Raw genomic sequence first — 19,511 nt, 5'->3', positions numbered from 1 at the left:
GCGGGTCTAAACAGCGAAGTAAAATTTCTATCAGGACTGTCAATGGTTAACGATCGATGGTCAGCCACTATTAACTATTAATAGCCTTGACAAAATGTTCGCAAATCAAATAGAAACGCTATATAGCAGTTCTAAATGATTTGTAAAGCGGGCTTCTAGCCTGCGGCAAGCTAGAAGCCCGCCCCACGTTCATGAATCAAATAGAAACGCTATATAACAAAAACCTCTTATTAATGACTAAGCAAGTTCTTCGCAGGATATATCTCGTTGCATTGGTATTTTTGGCAACATTGGTAGCCATTTGGTGGCAACGCATCCAAACGCCCCAACCAATGAGAGAAGCTGTGTTTGAACGCATAGAAACCGTACAAGTCGATGAACCGATTCAACCAATTCCACTCCAGATTTCCTTGGATCGAGGTAAGGTGGCGTTGGGCGAGCAACTGTTTCACGAGCCGCGACTCTCCTCAGATAATAAAATTTCTTGCCTCAGTTGTCACGCTCTCAATCGCGGGGGGGCAGATAACAAGGCTTTTTCAATTGGCGTGAATGGTAAAGTAGGTAACATTAATGCTCCAACTGTATATAATTCAGCATTTAATGCTTACTTGAATTGGAATGGTAAATTTGCCACGTTGGAAGACTTCACCACAGCCGTGATTCAAAATCCAACAGCAATGGGAATTGAATGGCAAGTTTTGCTGCCAAAGTTGCAACGGGTTCCAGACTATGTACGGGCGTTTAACCAAAATTATCCTGATGGTTTGACAGCCACAAATGTTGTAGATGCGATCGCCACTTATTTGCGATCGCTATACACTCCCAATTCGCGCTTCGATCGCTACTTACGCGGCGATAAATCTGCGATTAATGCTACAGAAAAAGAAGGCTATCGACTATTCCAAGCTTACGGTTGCGTTAGTTGCCATCAAGGAATGAATGTGGGAGGCAATTTGTTTCAAAAGTTTGGCATTATGGGCGACTATTTTCGCGATCGCGGTAAGATTACGAAAGTAGATTTAGGGCGCTATAACGTCACTCAAAATGAGGCGGATATGTTTGTCTTTCGCGTCCCTAGCCTCCGCAATGTTGCCTTAACAGCACCCTATTTTCACGATGGTTCCGCTCGGACGTTAGAACAAGCAATTAATATCATGGCAAAGTATCAACTAGGGCGATCGCTTTCTGCTAAAGATACCCAGTTAATCGTTCAGTTCCTCCGCACTCTCACGGGAGAGCATTCTGAATTAAAATCTGGCGATCGGTAATTGGTAATTGATATGCGTCCACTGCGTTTGAAAAAATTCACTTCTGCCCTGAGTGACTATTTGCTGCCAACGGGTGCAGTCATCTTATTTTTACTGCTGTGGATGAAGTCACAAGCGATCGAGCCCAATCGACACAATCGCTACATTAGCAATTTACTACGAATTCAAGAACTCGATGCGCGGATAAATCAAAATGTCTTGCAAGCACGGTTGGGATTGCTGCCGTACTACGATCCAATCGTACATGAATTGGCAAAACTAAAACGAATTCAAGCAGATCTACAACAAATTCCGGCGTTTATTGATGCAGGCGAACGACAGTCAATCGATCGCGCTATTGAACTACATATTCAACTCTATCAGGACAAGGAAAGCCAGATCGAACAGTTTAAGTCTCAAATAGCTATTTTGCGTAATTCCGAATCATATTTTCCTGTTTCTGTCAATAGTTTGCTCCAGAATCAGACGATCGATCCAACTTTAGCAGATCTTCTGAATAAATTATTGCAGGACGTACTATTATTCAACCTCACCACCAGCCAAGAATTAAAACCAGAGATTGAAGATACAATTTCTCAAATTCTTGCTGTATCTCGCCCTACGGCTCAACGTGCGGATGTAAAACGAGCGATCGCCCATGCCCGAATCATCTTAGCGCGCCGTCCCCAAGGAGATCGCTTAGTAAATAACATATTGTCGCTACCGACTGGCGATCGCGGTGAAGACATTGCCCAAACTTACTACAACGCCTATCAACAAGCACTCGATACGGCAAGTCTGAATCGACTGGCACTTTATCTACTCTCTACATTACTAGTCATTGGAATTGCCACTTCAATTATTTGGAAACTCCGCACCTCTGCGATCGCCGTACAACAAAGCGAAGTAAAATTACGGGCAATTTTTGAGAACTCCCTGTTCGGCATTTTTCGCGTGCGGCTGGAAGATGGCTTAATTTTAGCCGCTAACCAGAGATTTGCGAACATGTTAGGACATAAATCGGCAGCAGAGATCGTCGGACATAAGCGCACTATCGATTTTTACGTCGATCCTAGCCAACGTCAGCAAATGCTCGAAATCGTGCAACAGCAAGGCGAAATTAATAACTTCGAGCAGCAATTTCGCTGCCAAGACGGGACGACATTCTGGGGGTTATTTTCGGCACGGTTAAACGTTGCAGAAGGATGTTTGGAAGGTGCGATCGCCGATATTAGCGATCGCAAAGCTGCTGAAGCCGCCCTAGCGCAGGCAAAAGAAGCCGCAGAAGTCGCAAATCATGCCAAAACTAAGTTTCTTTCTCACATGAGTCACGAATTACGCACTCCCTTAAGCGTAATTTTAGGCTTTACGCAACTCCTGACTCGCAGCAACCAACTCGATCCCAAACAACAGGAATATCTCGATACAATTAGCCGCAGTGGGGAACACCTCCTCGCCTTAATTAACGACGTATTGGAAATGTCCAAAATTGAAGCAGACAGAATTACGCTCAACGAGCAAGATTTCAACCTGCATCATTTACTGGATGGACTGCAACAAATGTTTCAATTGAGAGCCACATCCAAAGGGTTAGAATTTATCGTCGAGCGATCGCCCGATCTACCCGAATGCATTCGCACCGACGAAAGTAAACTGCGTCAGGTTTTAGTCAATCTAATTGGCAATGCGATTAAATTTACTCAGGCTGGAAGTGTAACTCTGCGCGTTAGTTTGGGAAGTCGGGAGTCGGGAGTCGGGAGCAGGGAAGAAGGACAAGGGGGACAAGGGGGACAAGGGGGACAAGGGGGACCCCACGACCGAAGGGAGTGGAGATTAGGGGGCGAAGGGGGACAAGGGGGACAAGGGGGACAAGGAAGCAATTCTAGTCACCAGCCACTAGCCACTAGCCACTCATTCTCACTACTCACTTTTTCAGTCACAGACACTGGAGTCGGAATCGCTCCAGCAGAAGTCGATCGCCTTTTCGATCCGTTCGTGCAAGCGGAAGCGGGTATTAGTTCTCAGGAGGGAACGGGGTTGGGATTGCCGATTAGTCGCAAATTCGTGCAATTGATGGGTGGAAATATTACGGTGGAAAGCCGTTTGGGTGAGGGAAGTTGCTTTGAGTTTTATATTCAAGCAGAGAATACCGCAGCCGATGTCATTCCATCACCAACAACCTCCAGACAAGTTATCGGGTTAGCTGCGGGACAGCCTGCATATCGAATTTTGATTGTGGAGGATAAGCCCAGCAATCGACAGTTGTTGTTAGAACTACTCCAACCTGTAGGGTTTGACGTGCGAGAAGCAGAGAATGGACGAGAGGCGATCGCAATTTGGCAAAGTTGGCAACCGCACCTAATCTGGATGGATCTGCGAATGCCTGTCATGGATGGATACGCAGCCACCAAACAAATTAAATCAGCCCCAGATGCTCCCATTATCATTGTCTTAACTGGTAGTGCTTTTGAGGAAGAACGCCAAATTGCCGTTGCTACTGGCTGCGATGACTTTATCCGCAAGCCTTTCCGTGCCGAAGTCCTATTTGAGAAAATGACTGAATATCTTGGCGTGCAGTATATTTACAAGGAGGAAGAAGGGAGAAAAGCGATCGATTCAACCCGCAATCTTCATGCTTCATCCTTACAAGTCATGCCTGTTGAATGGATCGAACAATTGCGCCAAGCGGCGATTTGCGTTAATGCTAAGTTATTACATCAATTAATCGCCCAAATTCCTCCATCACACGCATCTTTAGCCCAGTCGATCGCGCATTTAGTCGATAATTTCCAGTTTGAAGAAATTGTAAATTTGACGAGTGCTTTCTGTCACTAGTTCCAGTTCAGCGCGATCGCGACTTGGTTAGCCAAAGCTAATAAATCGAATGGCTTGGCGATCGCCACAATTACACCTAAATCAAGCGATTGTGGTAACTGATAAGAGTGTATGGTATTGGTTAATAAAATCACGGGAATATGCTGAGTCACGGGATTTTGCTGTAATTGTTGTAAGATTGTTGACCAGTCGCGATCGGGTGTGAGATCTGCTGCAACTTCTACTGAGCGATCGCTATACTTGGTAGTGCAGGCATCTAAGTCTAATAAAATCGCATCGACTTGTCTTGTCTGGGCTAAGACAATAATTTCGCAACGTGAATCAGCAACCAAAACTTCCCAGCCAGCAGCGATTTCTAAACAAATCTGAGCTAGTTCTCGAATCGCATTCTCATTCTCAATCAGTAAAACACGGCGAGATGCACGATTAACCACAATTATCAGTTATCAGTTATCAGTTACCGTAGGGGCGGGTATGAAGCGAAGATTTAATTGCTGTAGGCAGAGATCTTTTGCTAAACCCGTGCGTACAAAAGTCAGCGATTGGGGAACAGGAAACGGAAAGTCAAAAGTTATGATTTCCGACTTCCAACTTCTAACTGCCAACCTCTGCTATATCTTGTAGCGTAGGTAAAAAATATGAATAATTCATGAAGGATGTAAACAGTCAATAATATACACGCAAAAAGATATAGTTATAAGACTCTATAAACTACGTAATTCAACTCATGGAAAACAATATGAATAATTATTTATTTAAGTACCAAATTGTTTCATGACTTAGCAGCAATCAAAACTTGCTCGATTTGATTAGCCAAGGTAAAAGGATCGTAAGGCTTAGTAATTACCGCCGCTACCTGAATTTGTGTAAACTGTCTCTGTTCCGCAGGTTGAGCTTTAGCGGTGAGTAAAATGACAGGAATATTTTGCGTCAAAGGATGAGCTTGCAACTTTTGGAATGTAGTTAATCCATCCATATCCGGCATCATCACATCTAACAGAATCGCGTCAGGCTGTTCGGATGCAGCTGTCACCAATCCCTCTGCACCAGAGCTAGCTGTCAGCACTTCCCATTCCCCTGATATCTCCAGACAAATTTGAGTCGCTTCCCGAATATCCTGCTCGTCATCAATAATTAAAATGCGTTTCATGGTCATTAGTCATTGGTTATTTATTATTAGTTGATGGTTGATGGTCGCGATTTCCGACTTTGGTACGGGCGGGTTTGACCGCAGAATTGTTTGTTTTAGTAAAAGTTGGCTCAAAAAACCCGCCCGTACAATAACTGACAACTGATAACTGTTCACTGGTCACTGGTCACCGGTCACTGTTTTCTGCTAAGGGTAGGGTGAAGGAAAAAGTACTGCCTGTCCCTAAAACACTTTCGACCCAGATTTGTCCTCCGTGTTGCTGTACGATGCTGCGGCAAATTGCTAGTCCTAAGCCAGTCCCGCCTTGATGACCGGAGTTAGAAGCATCGACTTGCTGAAAGCGTTCAAAAATTGATTCGAGTTTATCAGATGGAATACCGCGTCCGGTGTCTTTAACTTGGAATGTGATGTTGGTTGACAATTGGTAATTGGTAATTGGTAGTTGGTAGTTGGTAGTTGGTAGTTGATGGTTGGTTATTGCTGCTAGTCTCCTAGTCTCCTCTGCTCCTCTGCCCCTCTGCTCCTCTGCTTCCTTGTCCCCCTTGTCTCCCTTGTCCTCCTTGTCCCCTTCTCTTTCTTCCCGACTCCCGACTCCCGACTCCCGACTCCCCAGTTCGGCACTCAGCCACACTGTAGATCCTGGGGAGGAAAATTTAATCGCATTGCTGAGTAGGTTAGTTAGTGTTTGTACGATTCGGTCTGGATCTACCCACAACTTTGCTGATACTGGTGTGACGCACAGATTAATTTCTGCTTTCTCAGCCATTGCTTGCATAACCTCTGCCGATTGGACGATCAACTCAGCTGCATCGCAAAGCTGTTTGTGCATGATAACTTTGCCAGAATTGATCCGTTCGATGTCAAGGATGTCGCTAATGAGCCGGACTAAACGGTTGGTATTGTCAAACGCAATTTCTAACATCCGCTGCCGTTTGGCTGGTTGAGTCTCCAGAAAACCCCGCGCTAGCAAACCCAAAGCAGTACGAATTGAAGTGAGAGGAGTTCGGAGTTCGTGGCTGACAACTGAGACAAACTCATCTTTCATCCGCTCGACAATTTGGCGCTCGGTAATGTCTTTAAATATGACAACTGCACCGACAATCTTTCCCTGTTCTCGAATTGGAGTGCTAACGTATTCAACTGGAAATTTTGACCCGTCGCGACGATAAAAAATATCGTTGGTTATGTATTGTACTGCTCCAGTTTGGAGGGTAGCGTAAATCGGGCTGTCTTCCCAAGTGTAAGGCGTGCCGTCCGGTTGGGAGTGGTTGAGGATGGCATGGATAAATTTAGCATTGGAGCGATCGCGCGTTTCTGGTAAAAAGTAGCTGGCATGAATTTCTAAATCGCGATCGCAATTAGATCCAATTAGCTCTCTAACTCGGTATCCCAACATTCTCGCGGCAGCGGGATTAACAAAGGTAATTTTGCCTTGAGCGTTTAAACCGTAAATTCCTTCGCCTGCCGAGTTGAGAATTAATTCATTTTGGCGGCTGAGGCGTTCTAAGGAAGCTTGCGCCTGTTCGCGCACGCTAATTTCTCTGAGTAAATCGATATTAGCCCGTTGTAGTTCTGCGGTTCGCTCCTCGACTCGTTGCTCTAATTGGGCATTTAAAGCACAAATTTTAATCTCTGCTTGCCTGCGCTCTTGAATGTCGCGAGATAAATCGGCGTTGAGGGCATGAACTTGCAAATACAGTTCGTATTGTTGAATTGCCAGAGCGAAATGGCTACCTAGAGCTTGCACTAGTTCTATTTCCGCACTCGTCCAGGCTTGCGCTTGCCCTTGTTTTAATTCTCGCCAAGTTTCAAAAGATTGAATCGGGCGTAAGTGGCGCGGATCGTCCCGGTCGGGTCGTCGCGCCCATAGGGTTTCAATCTCAATTTCTCGCCGAAATACGCTCAAATAACCTAAAATTTGCTGTCGGTACTGCAAGCGCACGATTAACAAACCGCGAATTCGCACCGGAAACCATGCCAGCGCCAATTCTGGAGGAATTTCTAGACCGTGCCAATCGGCGATCGCCCAAGTACAGCGATCGTCATCCACAGTTGTTTGTGCGTCTAGCCACGATCGCCAACTCGAATATTCTTCCAGATACAACTGGCACCCCGCTTCAGATCGCCAAATCGGTTGTTCGCCACAAGTCAACAACTGCGCTGCGGTTCCTGGTCTTTGGGGACTAATATAAACTCTGCCACCCGTTCCCCCCAGCGCCGAGACAGTTAGCTCTAACGCTTGCTGTAACTGCATCTCGGTCATGGAATGCAATAATTTAGCCACGCGGTTAATCGTGGCTTCTTGTTGGGCTTGGATGCGAGTTTGTTCGAGCAAGGTACTTTGGGCGATCGCAATTGATAATTGATCTGCTACCAACTGCACCACCTGCAACTCTCGGTCTGTAACTTGTCGCGGTAAACTGTGATGGGATACTAACAACCCCCACAGGCGATCGCGATGTAAGATCGGCACGACTAGAGAAGACTGCACCCCCATCGAAGTGAGATACTCCACATGGCAAGGATCGACAGGGCGAAATCGAATGTCAATTTCTGGAAGCGATACTCCGGTAACCGGACAATCCAATGAACTTGAGCCAATTTCCTGTGCTGCCACATCAACAATCGAACGCTGACGCGCCTTCAAAAACAACTCTCGCGCCAGGGGCGGAATATCTTCGGCAGGAAAGTGTTGTCCCAGTAAAGATGGTAAACGTTCTTCCTGCACCGATTCTGCTACGACTTCGCCACTACCATCTAAATCGAACCGATAAACCATCACGCGATCGGTTCCCAAAAAGGCACGCACTTCGGCAACAGTTCCTGAAAGAATCGCAGGCAACTCCAAAGATTGACGAATGCGATTCATCATCCGATGTAGCAACACTTCCAGCGAAGCGATCTGTTCTTCGCTCGCTCCACAAGTAGAATTTGACAGGGAACGATTTGTTTGCATTTGACTACTGTTATCAGTTATTAGTGGAACCAGTGACTGGTGGCTAGTGGCTAGATAAAATAGCTTCCTTGTCCTCCTTGTCCTCCTTGTCTCCTTGTCCCCGACTCCCGACTCCCGACTCCCTACTGAATACTCTGCATCAATCGCATTTGCCCCAAGCGATTAAAGATTTGAGTTACGAGTTCCGTACCTAAAACCGACTTGCTCAAACAATCGTTTGCACCTGCGGTAAAGACTTGTTGTATGGTGCGATCGTCAGTGTGAGCTGTAAGAAAGAGGACGGGTAGTTTATGCCAACGTGGTTCGTTACGCACGATTTGACACAGATCGATGCCGTTAAACTGAGGCATTTCTACATCAAGCACAAGCATATCGGGGGCAAATTCTTCTAAAATTGCCCAAAAACGCGATGGTTCTTCCAACGTGTTGAGCTGAATGCCCCAAGGTTCTAATAACGCTTGCATTAGCGTCAGAATCTCTGGATCGTCATCCACAACTAGAATTTTGGTGGGATGAGAGCGAGTTTGTTGCAATCTCGTAACTGCTGCTAGCACCTCCTCTGGGTTGAAGGGTTGTCGTAAAAAAGCGTGAACGCCCAAACGAGACAGCTCGATTCGATCGCTTAATCGATCGCCTCTGGTACACAGTAAGACTGGAATTGGTGGAGTACGGTTTGTCAGTTCGGCAAGAATGGCTAAATCTGCGGCGGTGGTATTGGCAAGGGAAAGATTGAGTATGACTACATCGGCTGGAGATAGGCGATTGAACTTTTCTAAATGGGCGATTGCTGCTTTTGCTGCCGAGATATTCGGCGCAATTTTTACTCCAATCCCTGCGGTTGCAGCCAACTTGACGATTTGCTCTGCTAGTCCGGCATCACCATCAATTGCTAGCATGACGATCGATTGCTGGCGCGGTAAGGGGCGATCGAGTTGGCTCAGGCTAGGTCGTTGAATTTCTCGTTTCAATGCCATCACCATTTCATATAAGTGCAGTGCCTCACTACGGTCTAAAATTACGTCTGCTTGCCAGATATCCTCGATATGTTTTGCCAACCGCGAACCTTTGGCAAACCCAAAAATACCCAACGCTCCTACTAACTTGTGTGCTGCTTGTCGCGCTTTTTCGCGCAATTCTTCTGTGAGTTTGTTGTCTAGTAAGGATATGGTTGCTTGCTCTAACACGGCAACGCGATCGCTACTTTGATATTTGATTTTTTCCCAGACTTCTGCCAAGGCTGCTTTTGTCTGCTGCTGGATCGAGTCCTGACTTTGAGGTAAAGACGCGCCGCGCAGTTTTGTTTTTTTAGTTGTCGGTGCGGGTTGTTTCAGGCGATAACCCAGACCGTATACTGTTTCTATTAAATCGGCAGGTGCGCCGACTTGTTTCAATTTCTGTCGCAAACCCTTAATATGAGCCGTCACCGTGTCTTCTTTAGGGGCTTCTGGAACTGCCCAAACTCGATCTAAAATCTCACCACGGCTTAAGACGAGCTGAGGATGGCGCAGGAAAAGCTCTAGCAGACGATATTCGTTCGGTGTCAAATGCAAGACGCGATCGCCATATGTTACTTCACACGTCCCGCATTGCAGCCGCAAGTCTCCCCACTCTAAAGCTTGTAGGATTGGTTTACTTTGTCGTCGCAAAAGTACGCGAATTCGAGCCAGTAATTCTGGCATATCGAAAGGTTTGACGAGATAATCATCTGCGCCTGCATCTAATCCCATCACTTTGCGATCGCTAGAGTCTTGCGCCGTAATTAATAGCACGGGGGTTTGATATTTGCGATCGCGCAATCGTTGGCAAAGTTTAATACCATCAAGCTTAGGCAGGATCACATCTAGCAAAATTAAGTCATAGGTGAAGGTTTGAATGAGATCCCACCCAGTCTGACCATCAGTTGCAGTATCGACGACATAGTTTTGCTGCTGAAGCACATTTTTTAAAGCCTTAGCAACACATTCATCGTCTTCTATGAGTAAAATTCTCATTTTGTATCACCTATTAAATAAGTGAGTTGGTAATTGGTAATTGGTAGTTGGTAATTGGTAGTTGGTCAGTGAGAGATGCGTGTTACGACTTACGACTTCTGCCTCTTCCCTATCTTCACAAGTAAGTCGATCGATCAAACCGGATTCCTATAGCTAGCCAAGAATTACTAGCAGTCAATACTTCTTACGAAATATCCAAATTTCTCAGCCAGCAGTTGCAAAGCGAGAGGTATGTTGCTTTTATTACATTTTAATCTGCTATCAGGTCTCGAATTACTAGAAAGCTTCTAGCTAGAATGGTTGCTCAAGCTATATCCTAGAATCTTGGCTATTAAGATGCTAAGTGCGAATGCCTCCGTGTCAATACATTTTTTGAGTAGTTTTTTTTACCAGTGGATATAAGTAGACGATGTTTCTTATTTGACAAATATTATTCACAAATCTCTAATTTTAGTCTGCTTATAGCAAGTAAAATTAATTTTTCTTAATCTATTTTCAACTTTTAGTGAGCCAATGCTCATCGAGGAACAAAAGACTTTTTGGGAGTTGCTGCTAACAAGCACATTGAGCTGCAAGCATCTGATAGTAAGGGCGATCGCAACTTCAAGGCAAGCGATCGCGCAAGCGTTTTCTCGGTAAAATTATTACTTTTTGTAAACAAATTTCATTTCTTCATTGGTTCTTCAGGTTTTTTCCCTATTCTCAAACACAATCAACGTCCAACAAGTTTTGTTGCTCCTACTTTGATTGCTTTGATTCGACTATCAAAAGTCAACCCATCGCATCAGGATTAAAACACTGTTGCGGTGGGGAATTTCTCGCCCTTTATTAAACATCTATTCTCATGGTGTCAAAGACAGACAGTGCGATCGCGACTCCAACTCGTGGCGATCCTACTGAACAGATCCCAGTCACTAATGAATTAAAAAAACGCCAAAGCACTAGTATTTGGGATCGCTTTTGTAATTGGGTGACTAGTACTGAAAATCGGCTATATATCGGCTGGTTTGGAGTACTAATGATTCCCTGTATGCTGACAGCAGCCAGCGTGTTTATCGTTGCCATTATTGCCGCACCAGCAGTAGATATGGACGGTATGAGTTCGCCGATTACTGGCTCTCTACTAGACGGCAATAACATTATTACGGCTGCTGTCGTACCAACATCAGCGGCGATCGGACTGCATTTTTATCCACTTTGGGAAGCAGCCTCTTTAGATGAGTGGCTCTACAACGGTGGACCTTATCAACTGATCGTGCTGCATTTCTTGATCGGCATTATTTGCTATCAAGATCGCGAATGGGAATTGAGCTATCGCTTGGGAATGCGACCTTGGATTTCTTTAGCATTTACTGCACCCGTTGCGGCTTCAATTTCGGTCTTTTTAGTCTATCCAGTCGGACAAGGTAGCTTCTCAGCAGGAATGCCACTGGGAATTTCTGGAACTTTCAACTTCATGTTGCGGTTTCAAGCAGACCATAACATTCTCATGAGTCCTTTTCACGTCTTGGGAGTCATCGGAGTTTTGGGTGGTGCTTTCTTATGCGCTATGCACGGTTCCCTAGTGACTTCTACCTTGATCCGTATGGATGGCGATCGCAGCGACGAATTGAGCGAATCGACCAATGCCGGATACAAGCTCGGTCAAAAGCGCCCGACCTACAGTTTTAGGGCAGCTCAACTGTACTTGTGGCGGTTAATTTGGCGGGGAACTAGCTTTCCCAACTCGCGCCGATTGCATTTTTTCCTAGCAGCTTTTCCAGTAGCAGGAATCTGGTCTGCGGCTTTGGGGGTTGACATTGCAGCATTCAACTTTGAAAAGTTGAACTTCGAGCCAACCCACATTGAGAGCCAAGGCAGAACAGTAAATACATGGGCAGACGCGATCGACTGGGCAAATCTAGGCATAGATATGGCACGCGATCGCCAGTTACACCAATTCCCCAGTGACTTGATGGCAGTGAGTAATGAGTAGTGAGTGGCTAGTGACTCGTGACTGGTGACTAGAAAAGACTCTAGCTACTAGCTGTAATGACACACAAGATGAGTTCAAGATTATGCTTGCCAAATAGCTTTTAGGCAGGAAATGATTTTCGGCTAACGCCTTGTGCCAGTACAACTAGCCACCAGCCACTAGCCACCAGCCACTGGTTCCACTGATAACTGACAACTAATAACTGACATATGACTACAGTTTTACAGCGTCAATTAAACCGCGTCCCTGCGTGGGAAAGGTTCTGTAATTGGGTGACTAGCACAGAAAATCGGTTATATATCGGCTGGTTTGGCGTGCTGATGATTCCCCTTTTAGGAGTCTCCATTTGCGTCTTTACCATTGCTTTTATCGCAGCACCACCTGTAGATATTGATGGTATCCGCGAACCCGTATCAGGTTCCTTACTCTACGGCAATAACATCATTACTGGAGCCGTAGTGCCGATGTCTAATGCCATTGGCTTGCACTTTTACCCTATTTGGGAAGCAGCATCGATGGATGAGTGGCTTTACAACGGTGGACCCTATCAGATGATAGGTTTTCACTACATCCCAGCTCTGTGTTGTTATGCAGGGCGCGAGTGGGAGTTGTCCTATCGTTTGGGGATGCGTCCTTGGATTGCAGTTGCCTATACCGCTCCCGTTGCTGCCACCTCATCAGTGTTCTTGGTTTATCCCATCGGACAAGGTAGCTTCTCTGATGGTCTGCCAATGGGCATCAGCGGTACTTTCAATTTCATGTTTGTCTTCCAAGCCGAACACAATATTCTGATGCATCCCTTCCATATGTTGGGAGTTGCAGGAGTGCTGGGAGGTTCGTTGTTCTGCGCCATGCATGGATCGTTGGTGACATCCAGCTTAATTCGCGAAACCAGCGACAACGAATCGCAGAACTACGGCTACAAATTCGGACAAGAATCAGAGACATACAACATTGTCGCCGCCCACGGTTATTTCGGTCGTCTGATTTTCCAGTATGCCAGCTTCAACAATAGTCGTTCGTTGCACTTCTTTTTAGCAGCTTGGCCCGTGGTCTGTATTTGGGCTACGGCGCTGGGTATCAGTACGATGGCATTTAATCTTAACGGGTTTAATTTCAATAACTCAGTTCTCGACTCGCAAGGTCGCGTGTTACCAACTTGGGCTGATGTATTAAATCGGGCAAATCTAGGATTTGAAGTCATGCACGAACGCAATGCTCATAACTTCCCCTTAGATCTTGCTTGTGGCGATGCCGTTCCAGTAGCGTTCAAAGCGCCAGCAATCGCTGAAGTTACACCACAGGCGATCGCCAGTTAAGCACTCATTTAGCTATCCTCTGGCTATTTATTGGCAAGTCTTTTGACTTTCCGATTGGCTTGCCAATTTTACTCAAACCAACTTGACAAAATGACTTAGCAATTTTTAGGAGAAAACAATGAGCATTGTTACCGAATTAATTCTGAATGCCGATAGTGAATCTCGCTATCCCGCACCAAAAGAAATTCAGGTCTATCAAAATTTTGTTAAAACAGGCGAACAGAGAATTCGGATCGCCAAAATATTAGCAGAAAACGAGCAAAGAATCGTTCAAAATGGTAGCGCGAGATTTTGGGAGCGGGTTCCCAATACTCCTAGCAATAGCGGCAACGAACGTAAAACCGCTTCTTGCCAGCGCGATCAAGGTTGGTATATTCGTCTGATCGCCTATTCCGTATTAGCAGGTAGCGAAAAGCCTCTAGAAGAAATCGGCACGATTGGCATCAAAGAGATGTATAACAACCTCGAAATTCCGCTCAGAAACATAGTTGAATGTATGCGCTGTTTGAAAGAAGAAGCACTATCGCTTATGAGCGAAGAAGATGCTTTAGAAGTATCAGCATATTTTGACTACGTGATGCGATCGCTTTCTTAAAGTGATTAGTGTCTTGTGGCTAGTGGCTAGTGAAAAAAATTGAATCTAGCTACTAGCCACTAATGACCAGCCACTTACTAATTACCAATAACCAAATTTAGGAGATAAACCAATGCAAGACGCAATTACTGCTTTAATTAATTCCTCTGACGTTCAAGGCAGATATCTAGATCCGAGTTCTTTGGATAAGTTGCAAAACTACTTTCAAAGTGGCGATATGCGGGCAAAAACTGCGATCGCAGTCAGTGCAAATGCTAAAAACATTGTCACCAAAACAGTAGCAAAATCTTTGCTTTATACAGATATCACTGCTCCTGGTGGCAATATGTATACTTGTCGTCGCTATGCTGCTTGCGTGCGCGATTTAGATTACTTTTTGCGCTACGCTACCTACGCAATGTTAGCAGGAGATACTTCAATTTTAGACGAGCGCATTCTTAACGGTTTAAGAGAAACTTATAACTCTTTAGGCGTGCCAATTGGGGCAACAATTCGCTCCGTACAAGCCATGAAAGAAGTTGTCACTAGTTTAGTTGGTGCTGATGCAGGCAGAGAAATGGGTGTTTATTTCGATCATATTGCTGCTGGTTTGAGTTAATTAGTGATTAGTGACTAGTGGCTAGTGAATAGAAAAGATTTCAGCCACTAGTCACCAGCCACTTATCAATTACCAATTACCCATTACCCATTACCCATTACCAATGAGTATCATCACCAAAGCAATTGCTAGCGCCGATCGCGAAGCTCGTTATTTAAGTCCTGGGGAGTTGCGAACAATTCGCGACTTCTATAATGGCGGGGAAAACCGTTTGCGAATCGCTACAACTCTAATTGAAAACAGAAAAGAAATTGTTGAAAGAGGTAGTTTGAAGTTTTGGGAATGCTGTCCCGACACGCCAAGTAATAGCGGTAATAGAACTTATCGGGCATCTTGTTTGCGCGATCAAGATTGGTATATCCGCCTAATTGCTTATACAGTTATTGTGGGAGATGTTGAACCTCTAAAAGACATTGGAATTGTAGGTGTAAAAGAAATGTACGAATCCCTAGAAATTCCTTTAAGAAATTGGGTGGAATGCATTCGTTGTCTAAAAGAAGTGACTTTAGACCTTTTAAGTCGGGAAGATGCTGCTGAAGTCACACCGTATTTTGATTGTTTAATTCAGGGAATGACTCCATAATTCGGAATTCGGAATTCGGAATTCGGAATTGATTAAGATAACCACCAATTACCAATTACCAATTTCCTTTTTAACAATGAGTGTAAAAGCAAGTGGTGGAAGTCCGGTAACTCAACCGCAACGATATCATACTGTCCCAGTTGCAGTGATTTCTCATGCGGTACAACAAGACCGTTGTTTAAAAAATACCGAACTACAAGAACTCGCTGATTTTTTCAGTTCGGGCGTGAAATTGTTAGAAATTGCCAACACGCTGACTCAACATGCTGATGAAATTGTCTTAACTGGGGCTAACCGAATTTTTGTTGGCGGTTCGCCGATGGCTTATTTAGAAAAGCCCAAAGAAAAGATTGGATTGCCTGGTTCTGGTTACTACGTCGGTGAAGATTTTCTCACGGCTGCTAGAAGAAAAGCTGGTGCTGTGATGGTCAAAGAGGCTTTAAAAATCCAAGAAGTTGCCTACTACAGCAATCCTTTGAGTGGTTGGTTGCAGCGTTTTCGCGACCTATTTAATAATCAAGATCCTTTGCCTGGTGGTTTTCGCTTCATCAACGTGTCTCGCTATGGTGCAGTCAGGATGAAGCGATCGATGCGGGATTTGGCGTGGTTTTTACGCTATATCACCTATGCAATTGTGGCGGGTGATGGCAGTATTTTAAGTGCCAACGTCCGAGGCTTGCGCGGCGTAATTCCTGAAGATGTTACAGAAGCTACTATTGTGGCACTGCGGGCAATGCGGCGACAGTCGCTCGACTATTTCTTAGAGGATGCGGAGGCAACCCAATTAGTTAAGGGTTACTTTGACTTACTGATTGCCGAATATCTGACCGATAAACCCTCAAATCAAGTCAGAATAAGTGTTTCCAACGACCAACAAGGATTGCAACTGCCGCAAAGTTACTCGATGTCAGCAGAAGTGCGACCGAAATTCGTCTTCAAGCAGGCAGCAACGCTAACGCAGAAACAAGAGGCGATCGCAGCTATCTATCGTCACGTATTCGAGCGCGATGTAACCGATACGTATGGGTTTACCCAAAAAGCTGAATTAGAATCTCAGCTCATTGGTGGAAATATCTCCGTGAAGGAGTTCGTGCGCCGTTTGGGTAAATCTCGTCTCTACCGCAGATTATTCTATGAACCTTTTACCATTAGTCGGGCGATCGAACTGGCGGCGCGACACTTCTTGGGACGTGGATTGAGCAGTCGCGAGGAATTTCAGACATACTTTGATGTCATGACTAAAGGGGGTTTGCCTGCCTTGGTCGATGCGTTTGTCGATTCTGCGGAGTACAGCGATTATTTTGGTGAAGAGACAGTCCCGTATTTACGGGGATTGGGTCAAGAAGCGCAAGAATGTCGCAACTGGGGACCGCAACTAGACTTATTTAAATACAGCGCTCCAGTGCGGAAAGTCCCTCAGTTTATTACTCTATTCGGTAGTTACCAGAAACCCCTACCCGAACAGCATCCTTACGGTTGCGGTAATGACCCGCTAGAAATTCAATTTGGGGCAATCTTTCCCCAGGAAACTCGCAATCCTCATCCTCAACCTGCATTTTTTAACAAGGATACGCGCCGCATTCTGATCGGTTCTGGTGCAGGTAGTCCCGACAAGCTCAACGGTAATGCTTTGGGTAAAGTTCCTGGCTCCTTGGGTACTAGGGTACTGAAGCTAGAACCCTTGCATCATGGCAACGGTACGTCAAACGGCGTCAGTCAGCCAGGGCATCAGAGTCCTAGCATCAATCTTTTACACCACTCATCCCCAGCATTTATTGAAGGAGCCTATCGGCAGGTATTCGGGCGCTCTTTATATGAAGGTCAGCGGCAACCGCTATCCAGTACCGAATCGAAGCTGCTAGGGGGCGAAATTAGCGTGCGGGAGTTCGTGCGGCAGTTAGCCAAGTCGAAAGTATTCCGTAGCTTATATTGGGATTCGCTTTACGTGACGAAGGCAATTGAATACATCCATCGACGGTTGATGGGTCGTCCCACCTACGGACGACAAGAAATGAATCGCTACTATGACATCTGCGCCACGAGAGGCTTCTACGCGCTGATCGATGCCATTATCGACAGTCCCGAATACTTAGAGTGTTTTGGAGAAAATACAGTGCCTTACGAACGCTACGTTACGGCAAGGGGTTACTTAATGCGATCGCCGCGTCATGAAAATCAGTTAAGACGCGAACAAGCAGCAGAAACCGTTCCCGATAAATACAATCCTAGAAAAGCGAATTGGGCAGCACTAACTGAGTTTGTCGAACAACCGATTCTGAATCAAATTACCAGCGATGGGCGATCGAATAGAGCAACCGAGATGAGACATGCGGAAATAGTAGGCGATCGCAGTAATTCACCGGAAGAGAGCTTAGAGGAGAACTATGAGTATAGTCAAGCAAATGATTCTGAACGCTGATGAAGAGGTACGCTACCTGACTCCTGGTGAAATTCACGCCCTGCAAAATTTCTATAGATCGGGAACAGAGCGTATCCGTCTGGCGAAAGTTCTAGCACAGAACGAAAAAAAGATTGTCGAACGAGCGACGCAAAAATTTTGGAAGATCTGCCCCAGAACTCCCAGTAATAGCGGTAACGCCCGTAAAACTGAGGCAGCCATGCGGGATATCGGGTGGTACATCCGTCTGGTGAGTTATTGCCTGCTAGCCGGAAATGAGAAACCGTTAGAGGAAATTGGCTTAATTGGAATGAAAGAACTTTACAACAGCGTCGGCATCCCCTTAGAAAATGTGCGCCAATATATGCTTTGCGTCAAAGCAGAAGTTAGCGCCATGTTAACACCAGAAGATGCAGCCGAAGTCATTCCTTACTTCGACCTCATTTTGCAAGTCATTTCCTCTCCTGGCGCACCCTATTTTCAAAATAACGGTCGAACAGATTGGCAACGGTAAAGTCAAAAGTTAAAAGTCAAAAGTCAAAAATTAGGAGTTAGGAGTGAAAAGTCAAAATTCACTAATAACAAATGACAAATGACAAATGACAAATGACAAATGACAAATAACAGGAACTTAACATATGACTATAGCAATTCGATCTACCCCGATTGGGTGGGGATGGTTCGGTGTACTCGATGACTGGCTGAAGCGCGATCGCTTTGTGTTTATCGGCTGGTCTGGTTTGTTGCTCTTTCCCTGCTCTTATATGGCAATTGGCGGATGGTTCACTGGCACTACCTTTGTTACCTCCTGGTATACCCACGGCGTTGTTAGTTCTTATTTAGAAGGTTGCAATTTTCTCACCACTGCTGTCTCCACTCCAGCTGATAGTATGGGTCATTCTCTACTATTTTTATGGGGACCAGAAGCTAATTGGGATTTCACCCGTTGGTGTCAAATCGGTGGCTTGTGGAGTTTTGTCACTCTACACGGCGTTTTCGGTTTAATTGGTTTTTGTCTGCGGCAGATGGAAATTGCCAGAGTTGTAGGTATCCGTCCCTACAATGCCTTAGCATTCACTGCTCCAATTTCTGTGTTTGTGAGCGTCTTTTTAATTTATCCTTTGGGACAATCTAGCTGGTTTTTTGCGCCTTCCTACGGAGTCGCCGGCATTTTCCGTTTCTTACTATTTTTCCAAGCTTTTCACAACTATACCCTCAACCCATTTCACATGATGGGGGTAGCTGGTGTTTTGGGTGGAGCTTTGTTGTGTGCGATTCACGGGGCTACAGTAGAAAACACTCTATTTAGAGATACCAAAGGCTTTAATACCTTCCGAGGTTTTTCTACTACCCAAGCAGAAGAAACTTACTCTTTTGTCACAGCTAATCGCTACTGGTCGCAGATTTTTGGGATTGCCTTCTCTAACAAACGTTGGCTGCACTTTTTCATGTTATTTGTTCCCGTTACGGGTTTGTGGATGAGTTCAATTGGCATGGTAGGTTTAGCGTTTAACGTGCGGGCATACGACTTTGTTTCTCAAGAATTGCGTGCCGCAGAAGATCCAGAATTTGAAACTTTCTACACCAAGAATATTCTCCTCAACGAGGGAGCCAGAGCTTGGTTAGCACCCCAAGACCAACCTCACGAAAAATTCCAATTCCCCGAAGAAGTCTTACCGCGCGGAAATGCCCTGTAAGAGTGGTGCGTGAAAATCAATTAACGCGATGTGGTAGTTTCTCTTGTTCCTCCCTTTCCAAGGGGGGATCTTCGAGGAGGTAACTTAATTTTTCGATCCCCCAACCCCCTTAAAAAGGGGGCAATAGATAAGTCGCGTAAATACCAATTACCAATTACCAATTACCA

At 45.3% G+C, this 19,511-nt stretch carries 16 protein-coding genes; 10 read left to right on the top strand and 6 right to left on the bottom strand.

Going from position 1 to position 19,511, the window contains the following annotated elements; genetic code table 11:
• Positions 1-233 precede the first annotated feature (233 nt).
• Positions 234-1,268, top strand: a complete 1,035-nt coding sequence (locus DSM107010_RS05865; protein WP_041462833.1) for a cytochrome-c peroxidase — start codon at positions 234-236, stop codon at positions 1,266-1,268.
• Positions 1,269-1,280: 12 nt separating this feature from the next.
• Positions 1,281-4,082: a DAHL domain-containing protein gene (locus DSM107010_RS05860; protein ID WP_127022555.1), complete on the top strand. Its 2,802-nt coding sequence runs from the start codon at positions 1,281-1,283 to the stop codon at positions 4,080-4,082.
• On the opposite strand, the gene DSM107010_RS05855 is transcribed toward DSM107010_RS05860, so the two are convergent.
• The 6 genes from DSM107010_RS05855 to DSM107010_RS38180 all read right to left on the bottom strand — a co-directional run bounded on the left by DSM107010_RS05855 (position 4,079) and on the right by DSM107010_RS38180 (position 10,840).
• On the bottom strand, positions 4,079-4,516 hold the full coding sequence (locus DSM107010_RS05855; RefSeq protein ID WP_015153107.1) for a response regulator: 438 nt from the start codon (positions 4,514-4,516) through the stop codon (positions 4,079-4,081). The two genes, DSM107010_RS05860 and DSM107010_RS05855, sit on opposite strands and share 4 nt — an antisense overlap.
• Before the next feature lie 338 nt (positions 4,517-4,854).
• Entirely contained in the window at positions 4,855-5,232 is a 378-nt protein-coding gene (locus tag DSM107010_RS05850) for a response regulator (RefSeq protein WP_015153108.1), read from the bottom strand.
• A gap of 16 nt (positions 5,233-5,248) precedes the next feature.
• The gene (locus DSM107010_RS38185) at positions 5,249-5,395 is read right to left on the bottom strand and encodes a hypothetical protein (protein ID WP_158631741.1); all 147 of its coding nucleotides are present in this window, start codon (positions 5,393-5,395) and stop codon (positions 5,249-5,251) included.
• A 3-nt stretch (positions 5,396-5,398) separates the two neighbouring features.
• Complete coding sequence (locus DSM107010_RS05845; RefSeq protein ID WP_106168735.1) at positions 5,399-8,188, bottom strand: ATP-binding protein; 2,790 nt, start codon at positions 8,186-8,188, stop codon at positions 5,399-5,401.
• Positions 8,189-8,310: 122 nt separating this feature from the next.
• A complete protein-coding gene (locus DSM107010_RS05840) occupies positions 8,311-10,179 on the bottom strand; it encodes a response regulator (RefSeq protein ID WP_106168734.1) in 1,869 nt (622 codons plus the stop codon).
• 517 nt (positions 10,180-10,696) lie between these two features.
• Entirely contained in the window at positions 10,697-10,840 is a 144-nt protein-coding gene (locus DSM107010_RS38180) for a hypothetical protein (protein WP_158631740.1), read from the bottom strand.
• 183 nt (positions 10,841-11,023) lie between these two features.
• Here DSM107010_RS38180 and DSM107010_RS05835 point away from each other — a divergent pair, with 183 nt between their 5' ends.
• The 8 genes from DSM107010_RS05835 to psbD all read left to right on the top strand — a co-directional run bounded on the left by DSM107010_RS05835 (position 11,024) and on the right by psbD (position 19,344).
• Entirely contained in the window at positions 11,024-12,154 is a 1,131-nt protein-coding gene (locus DSM107010_RS05835; RefSeq protein ID WP_015153111.1) for a photosynthetic reaction center family protein, read from the top strand.
• Between the two features lie 209 nt (positions 12,155-12,363).
• On the top strand, positions 12,364-13,473 hold the full coding sequence (psbA, locus tag DSM107010_RS05830; RefSeq protein WP_106170799.1) for a photosystem II q(b) protein: 1,110 nt from the start codon (positions 12,364-12,366) through the stop codon (positions 13,471-13,473).
• Positions 13,474-13,591: 118 nt separating this feature from the next.
• Positions 13,592-14,068 carry an allophycocyanin subunit alpha-B gene (gene apcD / locus DSM107010_RS05825; RefSeq protein ID WP_015153113.1) on the top strand — a complete coding sequence of 159 codons (477 nt, stop codon included), beginning with the start codon at positions 13,592-13,594 and terminating at the stop codon, positions 14,066-14,068.
• 112 nt (positions 14,069-14,180) lie between these two features.
• On the top strand, positions 14,181-14,666 hold the full coding sequence (locus DSM107010_RS05820; RefSeq protein WP_015153114.1) for a globin family protein: 486 nt from the start codon (positions 14,181-14,183) through the stop codon (positions 14,664-14,666).
• A 103-nt stretch (positions 14,667-14,769) separates the two neighbouring features.
• Positions 14,770-15,249 (top strand): allophycocyanin subunit alpha-B, encoded by a 480-nt coding sequence (apcD, locus tag DSM107010_RS05815; RefSeq protein ID WP_106170801.1) that lies wholly within the window; start codon positions 14,770-14,772, stop codon positions 15,247-15,249.
• A gap of 76 nt (positions 15,250-15,325) precedes the next feature.
• On the top strand, positions 15,326-17,668 hold the full coding sequence (locus DSM107010_RS05810) for a phycobilisome rod-core linker polypeptide (RefSeq protein ID WP_127022552.1): 2,343 nt from the start codon (positions 15,326-15,328) through the stop codon (positions 17,666-17,668).
• A complete protein-coding gene (apcD, locus tag DSM107010_RS05805; protein WP_015153117.1) occupies positions 17,634-18,161 on the top strand; it encodes an allophycocyanin subunit alpha-B in 528 nt (175 codons plus the stop codon). Before DSM107010_RS05810 ends, apcD (DSM107010_RS05805) begins: the two co-directional genes overlap by 35 nt.
• A 124-nt stretch (positions 18,162-18,285) precedes the next feature.
• Complete coding sequence (gene psbD / locus DSM107010_RS05800; protein WP_015153118.1) at positions 18,286-19,344, top strand: photosystem II D2 protein (photosystem q(a) protein); 1,059 nt, start codon at positions 18,286-18,288, stop codon at positions 19,342-19,344.
• The last annotated feature ends 167 nt before the right edge of the window (positions 19,345-19,511 follow it).

The sequence above is a fragment of the Chroococcidiopsis cubana SAG 39.79 genome (assembly GCF_003991895.1).
Classification (GTDB): Bacteria; Cyanobacteriota; Cyanobacteriia; order Cyanobacteriales; family Chroococcidiopsidaceae; genus Chroococcidiopsis; species Chroococcidiopsis thermalis.
This window is presented reverse-complemented; position numbering and strand designations above follow the sequence as displayed.